This window comes from Chitinophagaceae bacterium, from assembly GCA_030053935.1.
Taxonomy (GTDB): domain Bacteria; phylum Bacteroidota; class Bacteroidia; order Cytophagales; family JASGCU01; genus JASGCU01.
This window is the reverse complement of sequence record JASGCU010000143.1, coordinates 1-3,284: the sequence shown is the minus strand read 5'-3', so window position 1 is coordinate 3,284 and position 3,284 is coordinate 1. Positions and strand designations below refer to the sequence as shown.

The 3,284-nt window shown below is 32.4% G+C and carries 3 protein-coding genes; 2 read left to right on the top strand and 1 reads right to left on the bottom strand.

Going from position 1 to position 3,284, the window contains the following annotated elements; genetic code table 11:
- Nucleotides 1-527 precede the first annotated feature (527 nt).
- Nucleotides 528-1,568, top strand: a complete 1,041-nt coding sequence (locus QM536_09685; protein ID MDI9357280.1) for a hypothetical protein — start codon at nt 528-530, stop codon at nt 1,566-1,568.
- Nucleotides 1,565-2,218 (top strand): LysE family transporter, encoded by a 654-nt coding sequence (locus QM536_09680; GenBank protein ID MDI9357279.1) that lies wholly within the window; start codon nt 1,565-1,567, stop codon nt 2,216-2,218. Before QM536_09685 ends, QM536_09680 begins: the two co-directional genes overlap by 4 nt.
- Nucleotides 2,219-2,331: 113 nt before the next feature.
- Here the strand turns inward: QM536_09680 and QM536_09675 are convergent, their stop codons facing one another.
- Complete coding sequence (locus tag QM536_09675; protein ID MDI9357278.1) at nt 2,332-3,039, bottom strand: hypothetical protein; 708 nt, start codon at nt 3,037-3,039, stop codon at nt 2,332-2,334.
- Nucleotides 3,040-3,284 lie beyond the last annotated feature (245 nt).

Here is a 3,284-nt window from a genome sequence, read left to right as displayed (position 1 = left end):
ATTTCTATGAGACGGTTATTATTCATATCTCTTCTTACTTGGGCTTCAGCACTTCCAAATGTTACACATCCCCATAATCCCGCTGCTAATGCTGCTATTCTATATATTTTATTTATGGTTTTATTTTCTTTTATTGGTTCTTTATTTATTATATTTTTTAATGTATCCATTAATTATTGTGTTTCTGTTATTGATATAGTTTATTTTATTCAATATTTAGTATCTGCAAGAAAACTCTTAAAATTTTGATGAGTGAAAAGGTTCAACATATTATAAATGAATATATTGAATTTTTAGATACCATTGAGATAAAACATTAATTATGCACTATAAAAATATGATTTATGGAACAAAAGGTTAAGCAAGGATACATTTTATCTACACTGCCTACGAGTGAGGTTAAAATACTTCAAAAAATTTGACTCAAATTTTAAAAATGAAGAGTTTTCATTAAAAATTATTTATATGCTCTATATTCTTTTAAGATTAATAACTTATTTTTTTGACATCTGTATAACTATAAAAAAATGACACTTTTTTCACAAAAAAAATGGTTTGTAAAACTTACTCATTGGGAGTTTTGGCCATTCAGTATAGTATATTTTCCTGTTTATTTTTATTATTTTTTTTTGGCAGTAAAAGCCAAATCATTTTTTTTCTTTACCGCTTCCAACCCCTCTATTGAATACGGAGGAATGTTAGGGGAATCAAAGGATGAAATTTACAAACTCATCCCTGAAAAATATATTCCAAAAACTAAAAAATTTACTACTCAAAATACCATCCAAGATATAGATCTATATATCCAAACCAACAATATTACCTACCCTTTTATATTGAAACCGAATAGAGGGGAACGTGGTAGAATGGTAAAAAAAATAGAAACGAAAATAGAATTAGAAAACTATCTATCCTTGATACAAGAAGATTTTCTCTTACAGGAATATATCCATTATCCATTAGAATTGGCTATTTTTTACTACCGATATCCCGAAGAAAGCAAAGGAAAAGTTACGTCTATCACTCGAAAACAACTTTTAGAAGTAACAGGAGATGGGAAATCCTCTATAAAAGAACTCATGGAAAAAAACATCCGATACCAATTATACACAGAGCATATAGCCAATCAATACCCACAGCGAGCAGATTATATCCCCCAAAAAAACGAAAAAATATTAGTAGAGCCAATCGGTAACCACTGCCGGGGAACTCTCTTTCTCAATGATTCACACCGAATAAATGATGCCTTAGAATTTGTAATGCATACAATGAGTATGGAAATAAAAGATTTTTATTTTGGAAGGTTTGATATTCGATGCAAAAGTTATGAGGCATTAGAAAAAGGAGATTTTAAAGTGATAGAACTCAATGGAGCAGGGGCAGAACCTGCACATATCTACCATCCCGGAAGGTCTCTCTTTTCAGGGTATAGGGATATATGTTATCATTTACATATTTTATGTGAAATCTCTATTCGTAACCATAAAAGAGGGGTAGCATACCCTTCATTCCTAGAAGGGGTAGCATATATAAAAAAAATCAATAATCAAAATAAAAAACTCACATGATTTCAGATTCTCTTTCTATTTTCGGAGTGGCTCTTGTATTGAGCTTTCTCGGAGCAATTCCCCCGGGAAGCATAAATATGACTACTCTCAAGTATTCTTTATTACATCATAAATCAATAGCAATATATTTTGCACTCACGGTCACCTTTGTAGAATGCTTATATGCCTCTGTGGTAGTAAATTTTCAAACGTATTTCTTAACAAATCTTTTTTTTGACTTCTATTTTAAAATTATATCAGGAATCCTCCTCATAATAATGGGCATCGCAGGTATAATATTCCATAAAAAAAAAAACTATGAAATAGACAAAGAGAACGAACAAGAACGGGAAGAGTACTCTATCCTCAGAAGTATAAAAAAAGGGCTTTTCTTAGGAATAACAAATCCATTGATAATCCCTTACTGGCTGGCTATAACCATTTCTTTAGAGAGCCACGGCGTGATACAATTTTATGAGAATAATTGGATTTTTTATATTATAGGAATAGGGACAGGGAATTTTTTATGCCTCTTGGCTATCGTATTAATTTCGCAGCCATTTGTAAAAATATTTAAAAATAAACAATTACTCCATCGCATATATAGTATCTCTCTTCTTTTGATAGGGATCCTTATGTTATTACAGGTAACGTTTTGCCGCTTTGCGTAGTGGCGGATTTTTAGCACAAAACTTCAATCGAAGAACTGAACTTGAACTTAACACAAAACTGTCATACGAAGCACTAAACCCGCCATTACGCAAAACGGCTGTTAGCAGAAGTTTTACCATCTGCTAAATATCTGAACTTTAGTTTTAGGGTTTTTATCATCATTTGGGTCAATTGCAATGTTTTCATTTACCTCCACAAGAATTGGTATTCCCTTCTGTTTCAAACAAAGGTCAATGTTGTTTTCATTATCGCCTAAATCTGCCAATTTGAAAGGATGTACCTTCATTGTATCCAAACCGCCAACTAAAGTAATTGTAAAATCTTTTAGTTCATTGTCTCCAAGTTCTTTGCCATTTATAGCTCTTACGCCACCAGACCAAACTAATTTTACTACCATTTTTGTTTCTTCTTTTGGACAATCACATCCTCTTCCTTTTTCTACGAAAGGGTAATCTTCGTCTAAGGTAAAATATTCAGCGTAGCTTAAAATCGGTCCTTCTTCTAATGGAATTACAGTTATACTTTGTCCTTTATAATTATCACCCGTTCTCGTCATTAAGTCGCCAATAACTTTTACAGAAACAGGTTGATTGTCGGGATAACTTCCATATTCTCCTATCAATAAAACCGTTCTCAATTCAAATTCCTCATTGGCGGGTTGTAAGCTCGCTGCTTCCACGATGTGAACTGTACCATTTTTTGTAGTTACCTCAAAGTCTGAACCTTGAATAGTTTTTGGGTCTAACTCGTGTGAAAACACTAAAGGCATTCCATCTTTACCATAAGCTTTACTGTATATAATATTTGCTCGTCGAGTCAAGCCATTGTCTAAACCGAAAAAGGCAGTCAATATTTTCACTTCTCTTGTTTTGTCAACTTCAGGCACCGATTTAGATTCTAAAATCTTTGGGGCAAGAACACTACAACTTACACATATTGTAGATGCAACAATTATCGATGCTAATCGTATGTAATTTAAATTCATTAATTTATTCATATTTTGTCTATTTAAAATTTCTGCTAACGTTTTGGGGCTTGGCGAAGAAGCGGAATTAGAAGCACAAA